The 17,699-nt window shown below is 38.2% G+C and carries 18 protein-coding genes; 4 read left to right on the plus strand and 14 right to left on the minus strand.

Annotation, left to right across the window (positions count from 1 at the left end):
- Positions 1 to 62: 62 nt before the first annotated feature.
- From PP182_RS07345 to PP182_RS07365, 5 genes are all read right to left on the minus strand, one after another.
- Positions 63 to 911: an aminotransferase class IV gene (locus tag PP182_RS07345; protein ID WP_272650701.1), complete on the minus strand. Its 849-nt coding sequence runs from the start codon at positions 909 to 911 to the stop codon at positions 63 to 65.
- Positions 912 to 915: 4 nt separating this feature from the next.
- Positions 916 to 2,103 (minus strand): PQQ-dependent sugar dehydrogenase, encoded by a 1,188-nt coding sequence (locus PP182_RS07350; protein WP_272650702.1) that lies wholly within the window; start codon positions 2,101 to 2,103, stop codon positions 916 to 918.
- 168 nt (positions 2,104 to 2,271) lie between these two features.
- Positions 2,272 to 2,772 carry a pyridoxamine 5'-phosphate oxidase family protein gene (locus PP182_RS07355; protein WP_272650703.1) on the minus strand — a complete coding sequence of 167 codons (501 nt, stop codon included), beginning with the start codon at positions 2,770 to 2,772 and terminating at the stop codon, positions 2,272 to 2,274.
- Between the two features lie 52 nt (positions 2,773 to 2,824).
- Complete coding sequence (locus tag PP182_RS07360; RefSeq protein ID WP_272650704.1) at positions 2,825 to 3,496, minus strand: FAD-binding oxidoreductase; 672 nt, start codon at positions 3,494 to 3,496, stop codon at positions 2,825 to 2,827.
- A 53-nt stretch (positions 3,497 to 3,549) separates the two neighbouring features.
- Positions 3,550 to 4,179 carry an SDR family oxidoreductase gene (locus tag PP182_RS07365; RefSeq protein ID WP_272650705.1) on the minus strand — a complete coding sequence of 210 codons (630 nt, stop codon included), beginning with the start codon at positions 4,177 to 4,179 and terminating at the stop codon, positions 3,550 to 3,552.
- 191 nt (positions 4,180 to 4,370) lie between these two features.
- Between PP182_RS07365 and PP182_RS07370 the strand changes: the two genes are divergently transcribed.
- On the plus strand, positions 4,371 to 4,655 hold the full coding sequence (locus PP182_RS07370; RefSeq protein ID WP_272650706.1) for a hypothetical protein: 285 nt from the start codon (positions 4,371 to 4,373) through the stop codon (positions 4,653 to 4,655).
- Between the two features lie 69 nt (positions 4,656 to 4,724).
- Here PP182_RS07370 and PP182_RS07375 read toward each other — a convergent pair whose 3' ends face one another.
- Both PP182_RS07375 and PP182_RS07380 read right to left on the minus strand, forming a co-directional pair.
- Positions 4,725 to 5,141, minus strand: a complete 417-nt coding sequence (locus PP182_RS07375; protein ID WP_272650707.1) for an OsmC family protein — start codon at positions 5,139 to 5,141, stop codon at positions 4,725 to 4,727.
- A 37-nt stretch (positions 5,142 to 5,178) separates the two neighbouring features.
- The gene (locus PP182_RS07380) at positions 5,179 to 6,294 is read right to left on the minus strand and encodes an alkene reductase (RefSeq protein WP_272650708.1); all 1,116 of its coding nucleotides are present in this window, start codon (positions 6,292 to 6,294) and stop codon (positions 5,179 to 5,181) included.
- 276 nt (positions 6,295 to 6,570) lie between these two features.
- Between PP182_RS07380 and PP182_RS07385 the strand changes: the two genes are divergently transcribed.
- Positions 6,571 to 8,748: a DUF5916 domain-containing protein gene (locus PP182_RS07385; protein WP_272650709.1), complete on the plus strand. Its 2,178-nt coding sequence runs from the start codon at positions 6,571 to 6,573 to the stop codon at positions 8,746 to 8,748.
- Positions 8,749 to 8,751: 3 nt separating this feature from the next.
- Here the strand turns inward: PP182_RS07385 and PP182_RS07390 are convergent, their stop codons facing one another.
- Together PP182_RS07390 and PP182_RS07395 are read right to left on the minus strand one after the other, a co-directional pair.
- Positions 8,752 to 9,999, minus strand: coding sequence for an NAD(P)/FAD-dependent oxidoreductase (locus PP182_RS07390; protein ID WP_272650710.1), 1,248 nt, complete (start codon positions 9,997 to 9,999; stop codon positions 8,752 to 8,754).
- Positions 10,000 to 10,062: 63 nt separating this feature from the next.
- Positions 10,063 to 11,616: a DEAD/DEAH box helicase gene (locus tag PP182_RS07395; protein WP_272650711.1), complete on the minus strand. Its 1,554-nt coding sequence runs from the start codon at positions 11,614 to 11,616 to the stop codon at positions 10,063 to 10,065.
- Positions 11,617 to 11,730: 114 nt separating this feature from the next.
- On the opposite strand from PP182_RS07395, the gene PP182_RS07400 reads away from it, so the two are divergent.
- A complete protein-coding gene (locus PP182_RS07400) occupies positions 11,731 to 12,324 on the plus strand; it encodes a pseudouridine synthase (RefSeq protein WP_419197725.1) in 594 nt (197 codons plus the stop codon).
- 8 nt (positions 12,325 to 12,332) lie between these two features.
- Here PP182_RS07400 and PP182_RS07405 read toward each other — a convergent pair whose 3' ends face one another.
- From PP182_RS07405 to PP182_RS07420, 4 genes are all read right to left on the minus strand, one after another.
- The gene (locus PP182_RS07405; RefSeq protein ID WP_272650712.1) at positions 12,333 to 13,031 is read right to left on the minus strand and encodes a hypothetical protein; all 699 of its coding nucleotides are present in this window, start codon (positions 13,029 to 13,031) and stop codon (positions 12,333 to 12,335) included.
- Positions 13,032 to 13,143: 112 nt separating this feature from the next.
- Positions 13,144 to 14,070 carry an EamA family transporter gene (locus tag PP182_RS07410; RefSeq protein ID WP_272650713.1) on the minus strand — a complete coding sequence of 309 codons (927 nt, stop codon included), beginning with the start codon at positions 14,068 to 14,070 and terminating at the stop codon, positions 13,144 to 13,146.
- Between the two features lie 20 nt (positions 14,071 to 14,090).
- Positions 14,091 to 14,549 (minus strand): cold-shock protein, encoded by a 459-nt coding sequence (locus PP182_RS07415; RefSeq protein WP_272650714.1) that lies wholly within the window; start codon positions 14,547 to 14,549, stop codon positions 14,091 to 14,093.
- Positions 14,550 to 15,511: 962 nt separating this feature from the next.
- Complete coding sequence (locus PP182_RS07420; protein ID WP_272650715.1) at positions 15,512 to 16,303, minus strand: hypothetical protein; 792 nt, start codon at positions 16,301 to 16,303, stop codon at positions 15,512 to 15,514.
- Between the two features lie 161 nt (positions 16,304 to 16,464).
- On the opposite strand from PP182_RS07420, the gene PP182_RS07425 reads away from it, so the two are divergent.
- Complete coding sequence (locus PP182_RS07425; RefSeq protein WP_272650716.1) at positions 16,465 to 17,094, plus strand: GntR family transcriptional regulator; 630 nt, start codon at positions 16,465 to 16,467, stop codon at positions 17,092 to 17,094.
- A gap of 1 nt (position 17,095) precedes the next feature.
- Here PP182_RS07425 and PP182_RS07430 read toward each other — a convergent pair whose 3' ends face one another.
- Entirely contained in the window at positions 17,096 to 17,698 is a 603-nt protein-coding gene (locus PP182_RS07430; protein ID WP_272650717.1) for a hypothetical protein, read from the minus strand.
- Between the last annotated feature and the right edge of the window lies 1 nt (position 17,699).

The raw sequence follows: 17,699 nt of genomic DNA on the forward strand, positions 1-17,699 counted from the left end.
AAGTAATCGATTACCTCCAATTTACAAAACCATTATACAAGACGCTTCATGAAGGGTTTTATTCAATTCCCTTTTAAATGATGAAAAGCTTCCTGTAATTTTTTGGTAACGGGACCAACAGTAGAATCGGTGTAGTAAGAATGATCGTTTATCTGCTGTATGGAGGCTATTTGGGTGCTTGTACCCGTAAGAAAGGCCTCGTCCTTATTGTAGATTTCATCCTCGGATATAGCCTCTTCCTTTAGTTCCAAGCCTAGTTCCCCACAAAGTTGGATCACCACCAATCTCGTAATACCATTTAGTATGAACTCGTTTGCAGGATGGGTGTAGACCACATTATCCTTCACAAAAAAAACATTACAATGCGACGCTTCCGTAACCACGCCGTTCCGACATAGCACCGTTTCATAACACTCATGCTGCATGGCTTCTTCATTGAGCATAACGTTGCCCAAAAGGGAGGTCATTTTAATATCGCATCGAGACCACCTGAAATCCTCACGGGTAATTACCTTGGCATGTATTGTATTAATATCCGGTAGCACCTTGGGCAAGGCGTACATAAAAACCGTAGGTTGAATATCTTTTGGGAAGGCATGTTGTCTAGGAGCTACCCCGCGCGTAATTTGTAAGTATAGGAAACAATCCTTTCCTATTAAGTCGGAAGACTCTAATAGGTAATTGATTTCCTTCGGAATCTGACTAACGTCATATTGGATTCGGATTTTGGCAAGTCCCTCCGCAAGCCGACTCAAATGCGCCTCTTCATAGAAAAAGACTCCATTTATTTGGGCCATGGCCTCATAGATACCATCCCCAAAAATAAACCCTCTGTCAAAGACCGAAACTTGGGCTTTTTCAGAGGGTAGAATTTCTCCGTTCAGATAGACTTTATCAGGATAATTCGACATTTTTTTAGTTTGAGGCTACTTGTGTATCGGAATAGGTAACCCTGTAAATGGCATCGCCATAGTCATCCGAAATCAATAAAGACCCATCTTCCATCCAAAGCAAGTCTACCGGTCTTCCAGTAACCTTTTGAGTTTCGTCATTCAACCAGCCATCAATAAAGGGCTCCGTACTCTTTACTTCACCATTTTCTATATCGGCCAGCATAATTCTATAACCTATTTTTTTACTTCGATTCCATGAACCGTGCTCAGCGATAAATGCTTTTCCATTATAGGTAGAGGGAAACATATTTCCCGATTTAAATTTAACAGCCAACGGTGCTACATGTGCTCCCAAAGCTTTTGCAGGTGGCACAAAATCCGAACAAGGACGTTGATCTCCGAATTCCGGGTCCTGTACGGTGCCCCCATGACAGAAAGGATAACCAAAATGTTGACCGGCCTCCGTAATATGGTTCAATTCACAAGGAGGAATATCATCGCCCAACATATCCCTACCATTGTCCGTAAACCACATTTCGCCTTTATCATCCCAGGTAAAGCCTACGGAATTACGTACTCCTTTAGCATAGATTTCGCGATTAGTGCCATCAGGATCCATTCTGGTAATCGTTGCAAAGCGTTCATCTTGCGTAGGATTGCAAATGTTGCAGGGTGCACCTACGGGTACATATAATTTATCATCAGGTCCAAAAGCAATATATTTCCAACCGTGATGAAATTCCGTTGGGTAATCGTCGTACACCAATTCCTTGTTTAGTGAATCCCCTAATTGACCTTCTATATTCGGATATTTCCATAGACTTCCTACTTGGGCAACATACAGGTCACCGTTCCGCATGGCGATTCCGTTTGGAACTTCCATCGTATCGAGTACCATGACCGTTTCTGCATTATAGTCCCCATCCTTATCTTGTATAGCGTACACGGTGTTCTCGTTTCTTGTGCCCACGAAAAGTGTCCCGTTATCGCCCATGGCCATGGAACGTGCACCATCCACTCCCCTAGCATATACCTTAATGTCAAAACCATCGGGTAAATTGAGATCCAATAATGCCATGTCCGTACTATCCATGGGTACTTCCTCTTTAGCAACAGTATTTTCCTCCTTTTTCGTTTCCTTGCAGGAAAATATGCCAAGGGCTAATGCTGCAGCAAAGATTGATTTAAAAAAAGATATCCTATAATTCATAGTTTTTAAGTTTTCTACGAAGATACTCAAGCATCCTTACAAATTGAAAAATTTTGAATCTTTACCACATGGCAGGGTAAGGTAAATAGTTTTGGGTTGATGATTTAATAATCAAAAGCTAAAAACCTGTTTGGCTTTTAGCTTTTAGTATTTGTTTTTGTGAAAAGACTAGACCTTCAAATTGCCTTGTTCGCTTAAATCCTTTTTTTCACCGGTTATGGTTCCCACACCCATTTTTATTAGACTGATAAACATATTGTCCTTAGTATCCCAATAATGGGCATCTTCGGGAGTAACTTTTATTGCTGAAATGTTTGGGTCGGTTTTACCGTCGAACCAATTATCATCACTACTTTGATATAAATCGTCTATGATAATCTGGTCATTTACGATTTCTGCTTTTCCATAGACCGTTAAGAACTCCATAGCCATTGCTTTGGAATAAAAGAGTTGAACTTTTGAATCCTTGTTAATGTTCTTATTGTGGGTACTGTCCTTTCCGCTTAAGAACCAGATATTACCTTTACTATCCACTTTTTTGGTGCTCATGGGTATAGCATGTAAAGGAAATTTATCCAATTGTGTAGCCATTAAAGCAAAATCTATAGAAGTTGCAAGCTCCTTTAATTTGGATACTGCATCCGTATTCGAAAGATTTTTAGTTGCCATGTTTATTATTTTTTATGAGTGAATTAATTTTCTACTGATGGTTTATCGGGAATTAATCTAAATCTTCGGTAATAATGTCCTTTTTTGGAACATCCAACTCCAACAAGACATTATATACACTATCCATCATCGGTGGCGGTCCACAGAGATAAAACTTTTTATCAAAATTCTGAGTATGGCTTTTTATAAATTCCTTGTCTATTGTACCATGGGGAAACTTACTGCTATGTTCATCAGAAAGGATATTGATAAAATTTTTTCCAAGCCACCTTTCAAAATCTGATTGAAGAATAATATCCCGTTCACGTTGATTAGCAAAAATCAATGTATTACCCTCCAAATTTCCTTTTCGGGCCAAATCCTTAATAATCGCAATAAACGGCGTAACCCCTGCCCCACCGGCCAAGAATATTCCTGGTCCTTCATAGGAAATTGCTCCCCAAGAATCACTTATCAATAGGGTGTCCCCTTGCTCTAAAGTTTGTAATTGATCGGTTACCCCATCGTGATCTGGATACACTTTAATAGTGAACTGTAAGAAACCATCATCCGGTAAGCTAGTAAAGGTGAACGGTCTTTTTTGTTCCTTCCATGTGGGTTGGTCAATGGACATTTCACAGGCTTGACCAGGTGTAAAATCATAGTCCGGAGGCCTTTCCGTTTGTATTTGGAGTACGTTATGTCTTATAAATCCTATATCTTGAATTTTTATTTTATGTGCCATTTAATTTTGTCTTTTTCTGTTTGCTTTATTTTTTTAGTTCTGAAAATGAAAATCTAGGAAACCGAATCCAAAGCTTTTCCAATCAAGGTTTCACCGTCCAAAATTTCAAACGTTTCGTTGGTACCTGCATTTTCATGTAAGGCATGAACCAAGGTTTGCGCAACGTCATCACGGCTTATGGAACCTTGTTTTTCAAAATGTTTTTTTAAGCTTATCGTACCAGTACCATTTTCGTTGGTTAAAGGCCCGGGCCTGACAATCATATAATTTAAATCGCTTTGTTTGAGGTATTCATCCGCATTGTGTTTTGCTTGTAAATACTCTTTTAGGTCTTCCGCAGCTTCGGGATTATCAGCTCCCATAGAACTTAACATCACAAATCTCTTCACGTTCGCTTTTTTGGAGACGTCCATTAAGCTTTTAGCGCCCTCCTGATCTACAGCTACCACTTTTTTTCCTCCCGATCCAGCAGCAAAAACCACCTTATCGATGTTCTTGACGGTATGTGTAAGATCTTCCTCTAAATCGCCTAAAACGGTATCTATTCCATCATTTTCAAATTGCGCTAATTGTTCTTTCTTACGAACCATGGCAACAGGATTAAAATATTGGGATGCCTTTAATAAATGAACTACTTTTTTTCCTGTGGTACCATTCGCACCTGCTACTAATATATTTTCCATAGTGTATTCTTTTTTTACACAAAGTAAGATAGGTAGATCCAAGGACGGACCTTACTCTGTATGGTGTAATTATTAGCTCGATACCCATTTTTTTTGGATGGTTCAGTTATTCTGAATACAGCACTTTTATTTAGGGTTTAGATTAATAGTGGGATGGAAAAACTTGTATATTCTCGATATAAAATTTAATTATGAGTGATAAGAAAGGGAAACCCTATAATTCAGATATTACAAAGGAAGATTTGAACGCCTTGGGCGAAAAAACAAAAAATTCGAGAACCGATCAAGGTGATGACCAACAATTACAGGAAAGGGAAAAAGATGTGGATTTTGCAGGTTCGGATTTGGATGTTCCGGGACGGAATCTACCAAAAGACAAAACCAAGAAAACGGTTAAGGACGAAGAAAATCAATTGTATAGTCAGGGGGGTTCAGGAAATGAGGATTTAGAACGGAACAGGGACCATATCGAATAGACTTTTGTATTTACGATATAAAAAAGCAGCCATCTAGGCTGCTTTTTCTTTACAATGTGTTTTTTGCTTCTATGCTAAACTGGCATTTAGTACAATTTCAGTATCCAATAATTTGGAAATGGGACACACATCCTTTGCCTTTGTAGCAATCTTCTTAAATTCCGAAGCTTCAATTTCCGGTACATCACCTTTTAGGTCCAAGGTCACTTTTACAATCTCGCCATCCTTAAAGGATACCTTGGCACTAACGTCGAGCGTATTTGGTGTATAATCCGCTTCCCCGAGCAAAAAACTCAATTGCATGGCAAAGCATCCTGCGTGTGCCGCTCCAATGAGTTCTTCGGGATTGGTACCTTTTCCATCCTCAAATCTCGTATTGAAGGAATATTGGGTATTTTCCAGTACGGTACTATCCGTCGTTAATGTACCATGGCCTTCTTTTCCACTTCCTTTCCATTGTGCTTTCGCATTTCGTGTAAAATTCATTTTGTCTTTTTTTAATTATTATTTATTAATTCAATTTTTACTGAACCGATTCTTCTTGCTTGTGGGTTTCATAGTCTATATAACCCTCCTTACCTGGAGTGTAAAAAGTGTCTTCGTCCCAGTCGGCCATATCCCAATCATTTTTAAACCGTTCGACTAAATCGGGGTTGGATACATACAATTTCCCAAAAGAGACTAAGTCGGCATTTCCGCTTTCGATGACTTTATTTCCAGATTCTTGGTTAAAACCGCTGTTTATCATTAAAGTTCCACTATACATGGGTCTAAAATGTTCCGCTATGTTTTCAACCGCAAATGGGATTTCTGAAACATCATTAAAAGGTTCCGAAAGATGTATATAAGCAAGGTCATATTCATCATCCAATTTTTTAATGATATACTCAAAAGTTGCAATGGTTTCCTCATCCATGTTCATTCCAAACATTCCATTTAAAGACGGATTGAAGCGTGCGCCAATTTTTGATTCAGGAATAACCTTTTTGACTTCATCCAATACTTCAAAAAAGAATCGTGCTCTATTTTCGATACTGCCGCCATATTCGTCCGTTCTTGTGTTGGAGGTTGCATTAAAAAATTGATGAAAAAGGTACCCGTTTGACGAGTGGATTTCAATACCATCAAATCCCGCCTTTACGGCGTTTTGGGCGGCATTTTTGAAATCCTCGATTGTTTTGGCTATATCTTCTTTGGTCATTGCTTTTGGTGTTACCGTATCCTTAAAACCTTCAGGGGTATAGGATTGTGCCTCCGGATTAATTGCCGAAGGGGCCAAGGGCAAATCTCCACCATGAAAATCAGGATGGGACATTCTACCCACATGCCATAACTGAATGAATATGGTACCATTTTTTTCATGAACGGCCCGAGTGACATTTTTCCAGCCTTCTACCTGTTCTGTTGTGTGAATTCCCGGGGTGTTGACGTATCCAACAGCTTCTTCGGATACTTGTGATCCTTCGGTAATTATGAGTCCGGCCGAAGCTCTTTGTTCATAATAAATATCGTGTAACCCTTTTTCTGGTTTTTTATGCTCATTGGTTGCTCGGCTACGGGTCATTGGTGCCATTACTACCCTGTTTCTCAAGGATAGATTTCTTTCTTTAAAGGGCTCTAATAGCGCTTGTTCTTTCATACATTTTTTTTGTTCTAACAAAGTTCTATGGAATAACGGAATATCCTTAGCTCTTATGGCCAAAATAGTATCTGTAACAAAATCGGTTTTAGTGAATTTTTCGGAAAGACATTTTCAATGCATTGTAGCTATCACCTACCCAAATCTTCTATTCTTGTTTCAAAGCTACTTGAAATCATTTGGGAGATGGTTTACATGAATTTTAGCTTCTTTTTTGTCCATTGGAAAAGTATCCTTCAAAAATTTGAGTAAGTTGCGGTGCCAACTTAATACTCAATGAAATTCAACATATACGCACTTTTATGCCTTATTTTGTGTGTCAATACGCTAACGTCACAAAAGAAGAATGCCGATTATCGGCTACACATTAAAAAAACCAATTATCCCGTTATCATAGATGGAATAGGTAATGACAAGGCTTGGGAGGATGCGGATGAAGCAAACGATTTTTTTAGGGTACTGCCTATGGACGATGGTTTGGCCAGCGAACAATCTGCCATAAAAATGACCTATGACGATAAAAATCTTTATTTATTGGCCACCTTTTATAATGCCACGGAAGCCAATTATTTTGTAGAATCTCTTAGAAGAGATTTTTCCTTTGGAAAGAACGATAACTTTTTACTCTTTTTAGACCCTTTCAATAATCAGACCACTGGTTTTTCATTCGGTTCCAATGCTTTCGGGGCACAATGGGATGGTACGATGTACGATGGTTCCAGAATCGATTTGAATTGGGATAGTAAATGGATATCCGAAGTAACGCGTGATGATGATAAATGGGTTTTTGAGATGGCGGTCCCTTTTAAATCCATTCGATATGAGGAAGGGGTTACCGAGTGGGGTATAAATTTTAGTCGGTTAGATTTAAAGTCGAGTGAAAAGTCGAGTTGGACCCCCATTCCTAGACAATTTCCAACAGCTGCCTTGGCCTATACGGGTACTTTGGTTTGGGATGCCCCACCCCCAGCACCAGGAACCAACTTTTCCATTATACCCTATGTTTTAGGGGAAGTCAATAGAAATTTAGAAGCCAATGAAGACACCAAGACCAATGGCAAAATTGGTGGTGACATAAAATTTAGTCTAACGTCTTCCTTGAATTTGGACCTTACCGTGAATCCGGATTTTTCACAAGTTGAGGTAGACCGACAGGTGACCAACTTGGACCGATTTGAACTTTTCTTTCCGGAGCGACGTCAGTTTTTTTTAGAGAACGGAGACCTGTTTGCCAATTTTGGATATGAGACGATACGACCTTTTTTTTCCAGACGTATTGGTTTAGGTGTCCCGATACAGGCAGGTGCCCGCGTCAGTGGTAACTTGAATGAGAAATGGCGTATGGGTCTTATGGATATGCAGACTGCATCTGTGGATGAAACAGGTTTGCCCAGTCAGAATTTTGGTGTGCTTTCATTGCAAAGAAAGGTTTTCGGGCGTAGTAATATTGGACTGATGGTCGTAAATAAGCAATCCATCAACTATCCTTCTGAAAACGATTCCATCAACAGTCAATATGCAAAATACAATCGGAATTTGGGCTTGGAGTACAACTTGGCGTCCTCCAATAATCTATGGAACGGGAAAGCCTTTCTCTTAAAATCACTGGCCCCCGATGAAAACGGTAAGGGTATAGCCCAAGGGGCGCACCTACAATATAGTAGTAGAAAATGGAGCTGGCGATTACAGGAAGAATGGGTAAGCAACGACTACACTGCAGAAGTAGGTTACGTGCCCAGAAGAAATTACGTAAAGTTAAGCGGAAAATTAGGACACCTATTTTTTCCAAAGGGTGGTCCCTTGGTGAGTCATGGGCCAGAGCTCAATATCAATTATTTCTTTAATGAAGCACTTAGAGAAACAGACCATTTGGCCTATCTGGTATATAATTTTGATTTTAGGAAGCGAAGCAGTTTGATGTTTTTTGTTTCCGATGATTATGTGGAACTCCTTTCTCCCTTCGACCCTACCCGATTGGGAATTGCGGATTTAGCCACTGGGACCAAGCACCAATGGAACGCCTTTGGTTGGGAATACCAGTCCAAGCCCCAAAGCTTGTTTACCTATTCTTTCGCCGGACGTTTGGGAGGGTATTATCAGGATGGGAACCGTACCAGTTTAACCACAGAATTGGGGTATCGCTTTCAACCTTATGTGAGTTTAAGCGCGAATCTAAACTACAACCATATCGACCTACCTGCTCCATGGAACACCAACGAATTCTGGTTGATTGGTGCTGAGGCGGATATCACTTTTACCAATAAGCTCTTCTTTGCCAATTTGGTCCAGTACAATGAACAAACCGGCAATATGAACCTAAATTCCAGGTTTCAATGGCGCTACAGTCCGGCTTCGGATTTATTTTTGGTATATACGAATAACTATTTTGTAACCCCTTTTGAAACAAGAAACTGGGGATTGACGTTAAAATTTACGTACTGGTTGAACAACTAATGATTAAGTCTTTTCAATAGCTTCTAAAACGCCCTTTGCCGCCATTTCTCCGGAAATCATGGCAGCATTCAATGAACCATTAAGTAAATAGTCACCCGCTAAAAAAATAGATTCTGTGAGTCGGGTTTCAGTAGGCATTAAACTATATCTAATATCGGATAACTTGGGTAAAGCCTTATTTATACGATAATGTTTTAAGTAACGCACAGTTGTAATTCCACAGAACTTTTCTAAGTCATCCTTCACTTTTTGTATCAGTTGATATTCCGTTAAATCATGTTCCCCTACAACGGTAACGGACAGAAGTTCCTCTGTTCCATTTTGGTTTGTTTCCAGTGCAGTATGGTAAAAAATATTATTGATCAAGGCGTCTTTATCTGAAATTAAACCAATCAATGGTTTATCAATTTTTCGAACTATTGTTGTGAAGTATAAAGTGTCCGAAGTATGCCAATTCAATTGTTGTTTTCGCAAATTAGGTACCAGTGGCGAAGCGTTGGTAGCGATGATTTTATAATCAAAAAATGCTGTTTTACCGTTTGAAAAGGTGATTTTTTGATTCATACAGCTTTCCACCGGTGAATTAAAAACGAATTTCGTGTCCTTTAATTTATCTTGTAGTTGATTCGGGATGGCTGCAATACCCGCTTTGGGCAATACAGCTAATCCTGCCCCGAACATTTTATAGACAAATTGAAACATTCTGGAAGATGTGTCTAAATGGGGTTCCAAAAAAATACCGGAAAAGAAAGGCTTGAAAAATTTGGTGATAATTTCTTCCGAAAGACCAAAGGATTTCAAAAAATCCAGCGTAGATGTTTCGGGCTCCTCAAAAATGGCCTCCAACGATTTTTTCTTCAGCACTGTATTTAATTTCAACACATTTAGCTTATCCCCAAAAGTTCCAATATTCGAGGTCACGGTAGGAATTAAAAGGCTAAGGTTGCGCAGCGGGTCACCGATGACGGAGCTCTTTCCCTTATGAAACACCTGTGCTCCCGGAAGGAATTTTTGTAATTCCAGCTGTTCGTACTGCAAATATTTTTGGGCCAAGGGATAAGCATCCAATAAAACTTGAAAGCCGTGGTCTAGTTGATATCCTTCCACAATATCTGTTTTTACACGACCACCTATGCGGTCTGTCGCTTCATAAATAGTGGGCGCATATCCTGCTTTTTCCAGTGTAATGGCGGCAATCAATCCACTGATTCCTGCTCCGATTATGGCGATTTCAGTTTTTTTCTTTTTCATAAGATAAAAATAGGAAAAGAAAAGGCCGTAATAAAAAAGCTTGTTATATATGAAGACAGATAATTATTCCTCAGGCGGATGACCATGGATTTCTTCAAAAACCTCATCAAAATTCTCCCGGAGATAGGAGTTGAGCTTCTTTTTATAATCTTCTTTCAACCAGTGAAGAAAATTATAGGTACTCTTACTAATGCACTTACCGTATACCTGTATACGGTTATCAATGTCCTCTTTAAGCAATTTTGCCAAAGCCAAGGCATCATATACATCTTCACTGTTTTCAACACAGATACTTGCGTGTTGGGCGATAGAGCGTTCCAGAACTACTTTTGAAGATTCACCGGCAAAGGTAGCTTGCTTATAGGTCTCCCGAATATCGAAGTAGGTTTCCTCGGAATTGCTAAATTCCTCCTTTATTTCTTCCGATAAATCGTGTTTAAAGCTTGCCTCAATATCCTCATCATCACGGATACGATCCATGTAATAATTAGGCGATTTAAAAATAGCTCCCCAATCCAAGTCGGCACCCCAAGGTCCAAATCGATAAAGGTTGTTCCCCAAATCGATAACCGTAAACTTGGATTTATTGTTTAAAACACGAGAACCTCTACCAATCATCTGATAATACAAGGTCAAGGATTTGGTGGCCCTGTTTAATATGATCGTATCAATAGTCGGTTCATCAAATCCTGTGGTAAGAATACTTACAGAAGTTAGAATAGCATCCGGTGTTTCCCTAAACCACTTTAAAATCTGTTTACGCTGTTTTTTAGTAGCGGTATTGTCCAGATGCATTATGGGCAAACCGGCATTCTTAAACGTATAATATACTTGTACCGAGGTTTCTATACCGTTATTGAAAATTAAGGTCTTCTTACCTTGGGAATGTTTGGTGTAAGCTTCAAGAAGCTTATTTAACATGGCCGGACTCGTATAAAGGTCTGAAGATGATTTTACGGTATAATCCCCATTGGAACCCACTTCTAAGGAGGTAAGCCCCATATCATAATGAAATACTTCTGCGCGCGCCAGAAATTCGTTTTCAATTAAGTTTTCTATGGATTCCCCAGGAATTAATTCATCATAATTCCCGTTCATAGGAGTTTCCTTGTTGGAACTCAACGGAGTTGCCGTTACCCCAAGAATAAAAGAGTTCTCGAAGAACTTGAACAGCTTGGTAAAAGAATTGTAATGTGCCTCATCTATAATCACCAGACCAACATCCGATATATCCAGTTTGTCATCATTTAGCCTATTGTTCAACGTTTCGACCATAGCCACATAACAGCTGTACTTTTCTTGGTCATCCAAATTGGCTTTGCTGTTTACAACTTTATTGACTACCCCAAAACTGGTGAGCATTTTCGAAGTTTGGTTACATAACTCCACCCTATGGGTCATGACCAATACTTTTTTGGAATGATTCTTTAGGTATTGGCGGACTATCTCCGAAAAAATTACGGTTTTACCCCCGCCCGTTGGTAATTGGTATAGTAAATGGTAATCGTCACGTTCATTATCAAACTTTTCAAAAATTTGTTGGATGGCTCCCTGTTGATAGCTATAAAGTTCCTTATCCGTTTTTTTTTCTTGTAGTTCAAATACTGTCTCTTGCATGTTATCCTTTTTCTTTGCAGGTTGCAAAGTTAAGACCTTCAAACGCCTAATACTAATCCATGGGATAAAAAGGGTATCTTTCCGACCAATGAAACCATATTGTCAAAGAGAGCATTGCAAAGAATAATCCATCATCATTATAAGATTTATAAGCCCTTTGGAATGCTGAGTCAGTTAACCTCGGGAGAGGAACGACAGCTGAGGAAAAAAAGATTTCTCGGGGAACTTTATGACTTTCCAACTGGAACTATGCCAGTAGGTAGGTTGGATGAGAAATCGGAGGGATTACTATTGATGACGACCGATGGAAAACTAGCGAATCACGTCAATAATACTGGTATCGAAAAGGAATATTGGGTGCAGTTGGATGGGGAAATTAGTCATGAAGCTATCGAAAAACTCAAAGATGGGGTATCTATAGGTATTTTTGGGAAACCATATACCACGAAACCTTGTTGTGTAGATCATCTTCATGAAGCTCCTAAATTGCCTCCACCCCACCCTAAACTTCGTATTGGGGTGCATAGACCAACATCTTGGATAAGTATCATACTCACTGAAGGTAAATTTAGGCAAATACGTAAGATGACTGCTGCCGTGGGTTTTCCGACCTTGCGCCTTATTCGTGTCCGGATTGGTGATGTTCATCTAAATCATTTAGCTTTGGGTAGCGTTACACCAGTAAAACTGAAATCCTTTGTGTATTAACTCCGGTTTTATAGATGAACGCCAATAGTAAAACTGGAAGTTCCATGTCTAAAACTAATATGCTTCTCGGGCAGATTGTCTGGATTGCTATTTGTATCATATGGACCTAATTTGTTGGGTAAGGCATAGATATAATCCAGGTTTAACTTTCCATAAGTCCTTTTGCTACTCCATAGTCGTAAACCAAGTCCGCCAAAAACTCCTAGAGTTACCTTGGTATCTTTAGTATTCATTTGGTTAAGGGTATAAGATTCGGGATTAATTGTATTTAAAAGTATACTCGGCCCAATCTTCAGTATCCAGGGATTTTTTTGATATGAATAAAAAATTGCGCCGTAAAGTGATTTGAATTCAAAGGCAATAGAGGCCCCGCTATTGCTTAAACCGGAAACCCTACCGAGATTTGATGAACCCACTTGGATATTTACCCGCTTCCCCATACGGACCCTCCATGAATAGTTTAGGGATAGGCTACCTCCCACCGGTGTTTTTACGGGGTAATCTGTGGGACCAAAGAACCAACTGTCTACATTTTGTGCATCAAATCCCTGTTCGCTCAAATAATTGGCCATAGGACCCACTGGACCCGCAAAGGTAAGGCCTACATCAAGAGAAATCCTATAGTTAAGATTACTGTCTTGCCCTTGAAGATTGTAGGATATAATTAAAAGCATCGTACCTAAGTACAATTTTATTTTCGTTTTCATTTTTACGGTTTTATGGTTATATAATGAATCGAAAATAGGATACGGATACGAATGGGGTGTCCGATATTATCGAGTTTGCAGAAATCGGGATAAATTCTGAGTTACTTACACGCTACTGCTTTGAAGCAAAACGTGAGAATAATGTTAATTTTTTCTTGGTGTTGATAAAATATACACCGGTTAAAAGTATAACGGCTGCTATTAAAGATTGTGCGGTTATAGTTTCATTTAAAAAGTACCAGCCCAATATCATGGCAATGATAGGGTTAACATAAGAGGAAGTCGCTACTTTTTCTGGTGAAACTACTTTTAATAGATAGTTGAATGCAGTAAAGGCGACTATACTGCCTAATAAAACGAGCAGAATCATAGACCATCTTACTGGTGTGCTCCAATGCAAAGGAGAAATCCATTCTTCACCAATGGCACTACTAATTATGAACAGAAGTATACCACCGGTAACCATTTGATACCCTGTATTTACAAAATAGTTTGGTGGAAGATCAGCTTTACCAACAAAAAGGCTTCCGTAGGCCCAACTGAGCATGCAGGCAAAGATTAAAATCATACCTAATAATGCACCTTCCTGGGATATAATCTGTTTTTGACTAACCAAAAGATAAATCCCTATCATACCTAAACCCACCCCAACTAGGGACATGGGCTGGATACGCTTGCCCTGAAGTATTCTCATTAGTATTAAAACAACCAGGGGTTGCGCGGATATCTCTAAAGCGGCAAATCCACTGTCGACATATTTAAGGGCCCAAACTACTACCCCATTACCAAATGTAAGAAAGAGAAAACCTGCGATAATGCTATTTCCTAATTGTTTTTTGGTTACCGCTAACGAAATTTTTAAAAACTTCGCTATAACAAAGATGAGGCAACCCGCTGTAATAAAACGTATTCCTGCCAGCATAAAAGCAGGTAGCTCCGTAACAGCGATTTTGTTTAGTAGATATGTTGACCCCCATATAACGTAGATGGCGAAAAAGGCCAAAATTATAAGACCGGTGTTACGTTTGGCTATGGTCATTAATTAGTAATAAATAACCACTAGATTTTCTTCACCCTAACGGCATTCATTCCTTTCATGCCCTTTTCCAATTCAAAGGAAACCTTGTCATTTTCAAAAATCTCATCTATAAGGCCACTAACATGCACAAAGTACTTTTCATTATTTTCGGAGTCGATTATAAATCCAAATCCTTTGGAAGAATCAAAAAAGGAAACCTTTCCTTTTCTTACCGGATCGAACTCTTCTTCGTCCCCTTCCTCTTTTTTAGGAATACCCAATACAATATCTTCAGCCTCTATTTCTACTTTCATAGATGGATCTGGCGGAGTGTCCACTAAGTTTCCGTTAAAGTCGACGTAAGCGAGCGGTATACCAGAAGATCCACTCTCCTTTGCAGCTTGTTTACGCGCCTCTTTCTTCTTCTGTTTTTCCTCCCTTTTCTTTAATCTTTTTTTTACTTTTTCAGTTTTGTTAAATGTTTGTTGTGATTTTGCCATTCGTAATTTTAATGTGGTGTTTCAATTTATATTAAGGAAGAATAGAAGTTCTAGTTTGACGATTACTAAATGATATTTGCAGTGAGTACCGCCAAATGATGCATTTTTTAGGTCGGAGCAAGATTCCCCAGTTTTCCTTTAAACTTCCCCAAAGATAGTTCATGTTTTACAATTATCGTATAACATATTGGAAGTATAACATTTTTCTACAACAATTCCATTAAAACGCTAGTTATTTTATTTAAGTTATTTTTAACATATTATTTTAATATACTGTATTACAATTGTTTATGGCAAATTCCAAAGAATAATAATTTATATATAGTACCTTTTATAACATAGTACTGTAACAAAAGTATTCATCTCTCGTCTTCTATATATAAACACAATATTATTATTCATCAATCTAAAAAATAAAGACATGAGAACTTTTATTAAACAATCACCAACGGAAGCACGAAGACACTCTTTCTTCAGCAATTTTAGAAACAGTAAAAGAGTGCAATGGGCAGAGGCTAGAAACCATACCCATTAAATTAAAATTCATCAATCAATCAGTTAATTAATCATCAATTAAAAAACGAACGTCATGAGAACTTTTATCAAACAAACACCAACAGAAATTAGAAGGCATTCTTTCTTTTCAACTTTTAAGAACAGTAAAAGAGTGCAATGGGCAGAGGTTAGACACCATACCCATTAGAATATCAATTCATCAATTAAAAACAATCACCCGATAGGTATCGGGACAAAATCAGGGGTTATGAAACATCACAGAAGACTATCCCCAACCACTTCTAGAAAATTTGCTTTTTTTACTGGTTTGCCAGTAAACCAGAAAGTTCGTTGGGTAGCTGCTAAAGAGACCATCTCTTTAGTATCGGAAAATTAATAAAGCAAAAAAGGATAAGATTTAATCAATCTTATCCTTTTCTATTTATGCTTAAGCGCCTAACTAAATCCTAATCTCTTAGGGTAATTTCTTCTTCAACGCCATTAGGGTAAGTGACCATAGCTACATTGTCACACGTGCTGTCACCAAAATCTACATTTACGGTAAGCCCGTTTTTGGAAACGGTCATATCGCCTTCAGCTATATAGCCACAAGTTACACTACTTGTCAATGGAGCGCTTACAGTAACATTGTAGGTGTTACCCTCGTAAACTACGGTCCATGTACCCGCTATACTGTAGGTTGTGGTTTCAGCAGAATCGCCAAAAGTGAGCGTAAAAGATCTATTTCCATCATCTGATATAATTGAGCCATCTGCCATTTCCACGGTCAACTCACTGGTAATTTCAAAAGAAACTGAATTCCCTTCTGTATCGGTACTTAATACATATGATCTAGTTCCATTAATTTTAATATCTCCAACATAAAAATCATCATAACTAGCAGAGAATGAACCTTGCTCGTTATTGGCATTATAGGTTACTGTTAATGTACCATTAATATTTTCCGTACCGTTTAGAACACAATTATTAAAGGTAGCGACATAACCCGTATCGGTATACTGGGCACTATAGCATTCATTACTCTGTGTCTTGTTCGTTGTACCTGCCGCATTGTACAGCTCAAATAATGCCACATCAATACCTCCGGTAATATCATCGGTTTCTAAAACAGCCTTAACATCGGTTTGGGTCAATACTACGTCATTATTAGTTTCGGCATCATCACTACAGCTATAGGCCAAAAATAGGCCAGTGGCCAGAAAAGCTATTTTTTTCAATGTGTTTGTTACAATTTTCATATTTAATGGATTGTGGGTTTAAACAGTTAAAACGAAAAATTGATGTTTTTAGTGTAGCTCTCAAAAGTATGTTGTTGCCGTTCAACGAAAAATTATTCCTTTAATACAACAATTAATATGAAAGTAAGTTTAAATCGTATACGATATATTATATTTACAACGTGATTACAAAAATAAATCTAAGAGATCAGGTTAGGGATTACCTACTTTCCGAAATGAAAACCGGAAAGTTAAAAATTGGAAAAACCATAAATTTAGCGGCTCTATCAAGAGAATTAGGAGTTAGTGTAACACCGATTAGGGAGGCTCTTACCCAATTACAACAATCACATATTATAAAAGCAGTTCCCAATCGAGGATTTATCTTAGCCGAACTCGATGGTAAGGAATCCGAGGACTTATATACTTTAGTGGCCAATCTTGAGGTAATGGCCATAGAAAACTCCGACTTTGATGAAGATCAAATAGAAGCTTTAAAGCAACAACAAGAGGTATTTGAAAATGCACACGATGCAATTTCCCGTATACAGGCAGATTTGGAGTTTCATCATTTATTGACCAAGGGATATCCAAATGATTTGGCACTAAAAATTCTAAAAGACCTCAAGACTCGGATATTCTTTTATGAACGTGCTTTTACTGCGGACGACTCCTTTTACAATAAGTCCGACAACCAGCATGAAGCCATCATATCGGCCATAGAGGACGATAACGTTCCTACGGCCTCCCTCCTATTAAAAATGAATTGGATGTTGATCTTAAACTATATTCAAAAGAAATTAACGGAGTAAACTAAGAATCTAAATCTCTTAATATATCCTCGGCTGAATTTGTAATCTTCTTGTAACTTTTATAACCCCATCTTGTAAAGAAAAACATAAAAATCAGCGCAACTACAAGTGCAATAACTTGTAAGGGTTTAAAGCTTGTAAGGAAAATATTCTTATTTGATATTATTTTAGTGGACACTGGAACCAAAATGAACAAAAGCAAATAACTTAGATATATACCCATTTGCTGTAGTTTTAATAACCTATTTTTTTCTTTAATGTAAATCACCAAGTTTTTCTTGTATGATCCATTAAGAATATCGAGGTTCTGTATTTTTTTCAAGGACTTTAAAACTAAAGTGGGAAGAATAATTAAAAATCCTATGGTTAGAACTCCACATATTTGGAGATACCAAGTATCTAATTTTCCAAAGTTGAAGAGGAAAAACACTACCCATAAATAGCAAATCATAGCTCCTACAGTTTCCAAATTTCTAAGCTTACTAAACTTCTTCCTATATCTATCCTGTGTCATCTTTAATATAATTTCGTTCGTTAATTTTTTTTGTTTTTCCAATTCTTGGCTCATTTCAGACCAAGTTGCTCGTAGTTCTTCTAGTTCCATG

The organism is Maribacter sp. PR1 (genome assembly GCF_028464145.1).
Taxonomy (GTDB): domain Bacteria; phylum Bacteroidota; class Bacteroidia; order Flavobacteriales; family Flavobacteriaceae; genus Maribacter.

Excerpts from the sequence above, each read along its gene's own strand:
- PP182_RS07345 (WP_272650701.1), bottom strand. The coding sequence starts at position 911 with ATGTCGAATTATCCTGATAAAGTCTATCTGAACGGAGAAATTCTACCC.
- PP182_RS07350 (WP_272650702.1), bottom strand. The coding sequence starts at position 2,103 with ATGAATTATAGGATATCTTTTTTTAAATCAATCTTTGCTGCAGCATTA.
- PP182_RS07355 (WP_272650703.1), bottom strand. The coding sequence starts at position 2,772 with ATGGCAACTAAAAATCTTTCGAATACGGATGCAGTATCCAAATTAAAG.
- PP182_RS07360 (WP_272650704.1), bottom strand. The coding sequence starts at position 3,496 with ATGGCACATAAAATAAAAATTCAAGATATAGGATTTATAAGACATAAC.
- PP182_RS07365 (WP_272650705.1), bottom strand. The coding sequence starts at position 4,179 with ATGGAAAATATATTAGTAGCAGGTGCGAATGGTACCACAGGAAAAAAA.
- PP182_RS07370 (WP_272650706.1), top strand. The coding sequence starts at position 4,371 with ATGAGTGATAAGAAAGGGAAACCCTATAATTCAGATATTACAAAGGAA.
- PP182_RS07375 (WP_272650707.1), bottom strand. The coding sequence starts at position 5,141 with ATGAATTTTACACGAAATGCGAAAGCACAATGGAAAGGAAGTGGAAAA.
- PP182_RS07380 (WP_272650708.1), bottom strand. The coding sequence starts at position 6,294 with ATGAAAGAACAAGCGCTATTAGAGCCCTTTAAAGAAAGAAATCTATCC.
- PP182_RS07385 (WP_272650709.1), top strand. The coding sequence starts at position 6,571 with ATGAAATTCAACATATACGCACTTTTATGCCTTATTTTGTGTGTCAAT.
- PP182_RS07390 (WP_272650710.1), bottom strand. The coding sequence starts at position 9,999 with ATGAAAAAGAAAAAAACTGAAATCGCCATAATCGGAGCAGGAATCAGT.
- PP182_RS07395 (WP_272650711.1), bottom strand. The coding sequence starts at position 11,616 with ATGCAAGAGACAGTATTTGAACTACAAGAAAAAAAAACGGATAAGGAA.
- PP182_RS07405 (WP_272650712.1), bottom strand. The coding sequence starts at position 13,031 with ATGAAAACGAAAATAAAATTGTACTTAGGTACGATGCTTTTAATTATA.
- PP182_RS07410 (WP_272650713.1), bottom strand. The coding sequence starts at position 14,070 with ATGACCATAGCCAAACGTAACACCGGTCTTATAATTTTGGCCTTTTTC.
- PP182_RS07415 (WP_272650714.1), bottom strand. The coding sequence starts at position 14,549 with ATGGCAAAATCACAACAAACATTTAACAAAACTGAAAAAGTAAAAAAA.
- PP182_RS07420 (WP_272650715.1), bottom strand. The coding sequence starts at position 16,303 with ATGAAAATTGTAACAAACACATTGAAAAAAATAGCTTTTCTGGCCACT.
- PP182_RS07430 (WP_272650717.1), bottom strand. The coding sequence starts at position 17,698 with ATGGAACTAGAAGAACTACGAGCAACTTGGTCTGAAATGAGCCAAGAA.